Source organism: uncultured Fretibacterium sp. (genome assembly GCF_963544685.1).
In the GTDB taxonomy this organism is placed as follows: Bacteria; Synergistota; Synergistia; order Synergistales; family Aminobacteriaceae; genus CAJPSE01.
Genome location: NZ_CAUUGJ010000131.1, coordinates 1 through 5,727 on the forward strand (window position 1 = coordinate 1; position 5,727 = coordinate 5,727).

Sequence of the window (5,727 nt, forward strand, 5' to 3'; positions counted from 1 at the left end):
AGATGTAGCTCCGTCTCGTGGGCTCGGAGATGTGTATAAGAGACAGGAGGGCGAGCAGAAGATCCCCCTCCCCCGCCACGGAACGCGAGAGCACCACGCCCGAGGCGGAATCCAGGCCCTGACGCGACATCCCCATCCCTCCTCAGGCGCTCGATTACCCTTGAAACCACATCGGGGGCGCTGCTCCCGGCCTGCGCCCCATCGAGGGAAATCGCGGGTCAGAGTCCAAGGCGGCGCAGCACGGGCTCCGACTGTCTCCAATGCGGGGACACCTTCACCCACAGGTCCAGATAGACCGGGTGGCCGGTGAGTTCCTCCAGCTCCAGCCGTGCGGTTTCTCCGATCCGCTTCAGCATCGCCCCTCCGGCCCCGATCAGGATGGCCTTCTGCCCCGCCGTCTCCACGATCAGGGACGCCCGGATGTAAAGCCGCTTCCGCTCGGGGTACTCCTCCGGGCTCTTGTACTCGTCGATCTCCACCGCGACGCAGTGGGGAACCTCGTCCCGCAGCAACGCCAGCACGCGCCCGCGGATGACCTCGGACGCCATGAAGCGCTCCGTGCCGTCGATCAGGATGTCGGGGTCGTACCACGGCGTCCCCTCGGGCAGGAGCGGCAGCAGAAGGTCGATCAGGGCGTCGAGGTTGCGCCCCCTGCGCGCGGAGACGGCGATGCGCCCGGCGAAGGGAAGCCTGGATCCGTAGAGCTCCAGCGCCCCGCCGGGGTCGTGTGCGTCGGCCTTGTTCACCACCAGCACAATCGGCCGGGAGACGACGGAGAGCGCCCTCAGCACCTCGGCGTCCTCGTCCCTCAGCCTGCGGTCCCCCGCCTCGACCAGCCAGCAGACGGCGTCGGCCTCGGCGAAGGCGTCCTCGGCCGCGTCCGTCAGGGAACGGCCAAGCCGGTCCCTGGGCCGGTGCAGCCCCGGCGTGTCCGTGAAGACGATCTGGGCGCGTTCGTCGTTGTAGATGCAGCGAATCGCGTTGCGGGTCGTCTGAGGCTTCGGGGAGACGATCGCCGCGCGGGCGCGCAGCAGCGCGTTGACCAGCGAGGACTTGCCGACGTTGGGCCGCCCGGCCAGGGCGACCACGCCGCAGCGCATCGCGGCCCCGTCCCCCTGTCGCTCCCCGCTCAAGGGGCCCCGCCCCTCAGGCCGAAGGAGTGGGGCAGCAGCCCATGCGCGGAGTACACGAGGGGCCCCTCGGGAGACGCCAGGACCACCCGCATGTCGGGGTTGAACTCCACCAGAATCTGGCGGCAGGCCCCGCAGGGCGGACAGGGCCTGCCGAAGTCCCCATCCCCCGACCCCGCGACCGCCACGGCCACGGGGTCCCTCAGTCCGCGCGCCACCATCGCCGCAATCGCGCTGCGCTCCGCGCACATGGAGAGGCCGTAGGAGGCGTTCTCCACGTTGCAGGCGGTCAGGACGCCCCCATCCGCGAGGAGCAGCGCGGCCCCAACCCGAAAGCGCGAGTAGGGCGCATAGGCGCGGGAGGCCGCCTCCCGCGCCCTCTCCAGCAGCTCCAGCGGGGAAGGACCGGGCCGGCCATCCCCCTCGCCCCATCCGCCCGCAACGCCCCGGGACTTACCGGTCATCCTTTCCATAGGCCCTCCTCACGCGTCCTTCTCGGGTTTCATGCGTTCGAGGTCGAGCACCTTGATGCGGTGATCCTCGAGGTCGACCACCCGAATCCTCCAGTCCTCGTACTCGAACGCATCGTTCACCTGGGGAAACCCCCCGGCCAGCAGCAGCACCAATCCGGCCAGGCTCTCCGCATCCTCGGACTCGAAGGGGTAGTCCAGGGCCTCGCTGAGGTCCTCCAGGCTCGTGGTCCCCTGCACCCTGTAGGTGCCGTCCTCCATCTCGAGGATGTCCGGGGACTCCTGGTCGTACTCGTCCTGGATCTCCCCGACGATCTCCTCGAGGATGTCCTCCATCGTCACGAGCCCCGCCACGCCGCCGTACTCGTCGACGACGACGGCGATGTGGATGTGGTCCCGCCGCATGGTCTCCAGCAGCTCCACGGTGCGGATGGTCTCGGGGACGAAGAGCGGCTTGCGCATCATGCCCCCCACGGCCTGGGAGAGCTCGGCGCCGATCAGGTGCTTCAGGGTGTCCTTGACGTAGAGCACCCCCACGATGTTGTCCAGGCTCTCCTCGTAGACCGGGAGGCGGGAGTGCCCGTGTTCGATAAAGACCTTCATGGCCTCCTTCAGCGGCTCCGAGGCCTCCAGGGTCACCATGTCCATGCGCGGGACCATGACCTCGTGGACCCGGGTCTCCTCGAAATCGATGATCCCGTCGATCATCCGCCGCTCCACCGCCTCGAGCGCGCCGCTCTGCTCCCCGATCTTCACCACCTGCTCGATCTCCTCCCGCGTGACGAACACGTGCTGGGGCTTGAGGTCGAGTCGGAACAGCAGCCCGATGAAGGAGACGCACTTCCTCATCAGCCAGGCGAAGGGAGCGAGCAGAATGGAGAGAAGACGCAGCAGGGGCGCGGAGAACACCAGCACCCCGTCGGAGTGGACCATCGCGGCGCTCTTCGGCAGGATCTCCCCGAAGATGACGATCAGCACGGTCATGACCGGGACCACACAGACCAGCGCCCCCTCCCCGAAGGCCTGGAGCACGAGCCTGGCCGCCAGGGTGCTGGCCGCGATGTTGACGACGTTGTTCACAATGAGACAGACGGTCAGGGCCTCCTGAACGTCGTCTATAAGCCATTGAAAGAGGGACCGTAAGAACGGGCGCTGCTCCTGGAGCAACATGAGCCGACTCCGGCCGGTGGTCGTGATGGCCGTCTCCGAGGCGCTGCAGAACGCCGACATGAGGAACAGGACGACGAACCAGAGGCAGCTCTCCAGAAAGGGCAGCAGGGCGTTCCCGGAAAGGGACGCCATCCTAGAGCCCTCCCCTCAGGACGTCCAGGAGCCGTTGTTTGACGGCGTCCTGGCGGGCCCACATGGCCGACTCCCGCTCCTCGGTGTCATGGTCCCAGGCCAGCAGATGCAGAAACCCATGAGCCAGCACGAGGCACAGGGCATCCTCGGGTGGAAGCTCCTCGTGCAGGCGCGCCACCTCCTCCGGACAGATCAGGATGTCCCCGAGAGGCAGCAGCTCCGTCAGAGCCCCGTCCGGGACAAAACGGCCGTCCGCCTCCCAGAGCGGAAAGGACAGCACATCCGTAGCCTCGTCCCGCTCCCGGTACTCGCGATTGACCGAGCGCATCTCGTCCGGCCCCAGCAGGGTCACCGAGAGCTCAACCGTCCCGTAACGGACGATCTCGGGATACAGGGAGGCCAGCTCGCCCTCGAGGACGCGCCCGAGGGGCCCCCATGCGGATAACGGAATCGGACTTTGAGATTCCCCGTCCTCGGGGCCGTCGACGTGAAGTTCCAATCTCAAAACGTGAACCCTCCCAGAGTCTGTCCCCCATCGATGCGGCCCCATCCGCCGCCCGCTGTCGATAGGGAGAGAATGTAAAGAATAACATAACACAACATGCGTCCGGAGACCAGATCAAGGGAGCGGAACGTCTCCGCGCTCATCGGGTCTCCGCTCCGACGTTTTCGGCTCCGCCGGGAACGGCCGGAACCTCCGCAGCATCGCTCGCGGCAGGGACAGGCGCTCCTCCGCCCACGGCCCCCTTCTCCCTCCGCCGGTCGGGGCTCCGGACCATCCGGGTGTGATACATGGAGAGCAGGACGGACAGAATGGACTCCTTGATGCGGGTGAGGTCCCTCAGGGTGAAGTCGACCTCGTCGAACTGCCCCTCCGAGATCTTGCTGCCCACCACCTGGTTGATGACCTTTTTCAGGGCCATGATGGCCTGGCTCCGCCCCGCGTTTCGCCCATTCTGCGGCATCTCCTTCGCGTCCCGCCTCAGGAGCTCGCGCCCCAGGCTCTCACTCCGTATCGCGGCCTCCATGGAATCCAGGATCATCAGGAGCGCCGTCTCTCGGGACCGGGGCCTAGGCCCCGGATAACAGAAGTCCGACCACTCGACGCTCTCCTCCTCCCCCCGGTCCCGGGCCTCGGCCCTGGCCTTGTTGTAGAAGTAGCGGATGCACGCGGTGCCGTGATGCTCCGCGATGAAGTCCCGTATCCTCTTGGGCAGCCCGTACTCCCTGGCCATCTCCAGGCCGTCCTGGACGTGCGACGCAATGGTCATGGCCGAAAGCGTGGGGCTCATTCCGTCATGGACGTTGGGCCCCCCGCCCTGGTTCTCGACGAAGAACTGCGGGCGCCTCAGCTTTCCGATATCGTGATAATAGGCCCCGGCCTTCATCAGGTTCTCGTCCATCCCCATATCGATCGCCACCGCCTCGGCGAGCGTGGCGATCGCCAGGCAGTGCTGGTAGGTCCCCGGCGCGTCCCGCTGCAGCTTGCGCAGCAGAGGGCTCGAGGGATGGCTCAGCTCCCGGAGGCGGAGGATGGAGAGGACGCCGATATACCCCTCCACCAGGGGCAGGAGGACGACCATGAAGATCGCGGCCAGGGCGTCCAGAAGCAGAAAGCGCCCGGTCTCCAGCCAGAAGAAGCCCGTGGGGGAGAAGAGGCGGAAGGACTCCCTCGTCAGGGGTATCCCCTGAATCCAGAGGATGACGATGCGGGATACGCTCAGGAAAAGCGCGAGCAGGATCAGCCTGCGGACGAGGGATTCCCGGGACTCGATGCGGCGCAGGAGGTAATACCCCGTCATCGAGGCGAGGAAGCCCATGGAGAGGAGCAGGAGAAGATCGTAGACGGAGAGCCCCGCGATGATGAACACCCCGGACGCGGTGCTGGCCAGGGAGGCGTTGAAGGCAAAGGATCGGGGCATACAGAGATAGGCCGCCATGACCGCGGGGAGGATGCCGGCGCCCGCCGTCCGCATCTGCACGGCGAGCATCTGGCCGATCCATGCGGCCGAGACGACGAAGACGACGCACCCCCACGAAGGCCGGCTGCCCGACTCCCGGGCCGGGACCTCCAGCCACAGCGGGAGGATCAGGACGAGGAAGAAAACGATGACCACCTGAGTGACGGGAAAGGCGTCCTCCGTGTAGCCCTGCAGCCGCAGCAGGCCGGCCGTCTGGGGCGTCACCACATCCCCGCGCTCGACGATGACGTCGCCCAGCTCCAGACGGCGTTCGATGACGGGGATCCTGTTCCCCGCGCTCTGCCTCACCAGATCGGTGAGCTGGGGCTCGAGCTTGTAGTAGGCGTCGTTCACCTTCGTCAACAGCTGATAGATCAGGTTGGCGTCGTCCACCGAACCGACGCGCTTCTCGATCTCCCTCCACAGCAGGGCCGCCTCCATCCCCCCGCTCTCCAGGACATCGCCCGACGCGAGGCTCGAAAAGTAGGCGTCCCCGACCTGCAAGGCCAGCTTCATGATTCGGCTCCGCTCTGCTCCGTCCATGGCGAACAGGGCGTTCAGCAGGGCCTGAGGCATATAGGCCAGGAGCTTCGGGTCCAAGGGGTCCTTTACCGCCTGGAGCTCCTCCAGGCGTTTTTTCATCCGGTCCCGGGCGGCGACATCCCGAACCACGACACCGGCCACCCGCTCCTCCACCATCTCCCGGAGGGCCCCCGTGGCCGAGTGGTCCTCGTACTTCACCGGGGAGATGACCCTGTAGGTCTGGGGGGACGGCAGCCCCTGCGCGAAGCTGTACCCCCTGTTGCGGACGTAGAGCCACTCCATCATGACGATGGAGAGCCCGACGGCCAGCAGCATGACGAC

The 5,727-nt window shown here is 66.7% G+C and carries 5 protein-coding genes; all 5 read right to left on the minus strand.

The features are described from left to right. Nucleotides 1-218: 218 nt before the first annotated feature. Nucleotides 219-1,133 carry a GTPase Era gene (era, locus tag ABLA28_RS10145; protein WP_299302644.1) on the minus strand — a complete coding sequence of 305 codons (915 nt, stop codon included), beginning with the start codon at nucleotides 1,131-1,133 and terminating at the stop codon, nucleotides 219-221. After that, the gene (locus ABLA28_RS10150; RefSeq protein WP_347713564.1) at nucleotides 1,130-1,594 is read right to left on the minus strand and encodes a cytidine deaminase; all 465 of its coding nucleotides are present in this window, start codon (nucleotides 1,592-1,594) and stop codon (nucleotides 1,130-1,132) included. Before ABLA28_RS10150 ends, era begins: the two co-directional genes overlap by 4 nt. 18 nt (nucleotides 1,595-1,612) lie before the next feature. Continuing rightward, nucleotides 1,613-2,902 carry a hemolysin family protein gene (locus ABLA28_RS10155; RefSeq protein ID WP_347713565.1) on the minus strand — a complete coding sequence of 430 codons (1,290 nt, stop codon included), beginning with the start codon at nucleotides 2,900-2,902 and terminating at the stop codon, nucleotides 1,613-1,615. A 1-nt stretch (nucleotide 2,903) separates the two neighbouring features. After that, nucleotides 2,904-3,407, minus strand: coding sequence for an rRNA maturation RNase YbeY (gene ybeY / locus ABLA28_RS10160; protein WP_347713566.1), 504 nt, complete (start codon nucleotides 3,405-3,407; stop codon nucleotides 2,904-2,906). Nucleotides 3,408-3,546: 139 nt separating this feature from the next. Then, nucleotides 3,547-5,727, minus strand: a 2,181-nt coding sequence (locus ABLA28_RS10165; RefSeq protein WP_347713567.1) for an HDIG domain-containing metalloprotein, incomplete at its 5' end; no start/stop codon positions are given.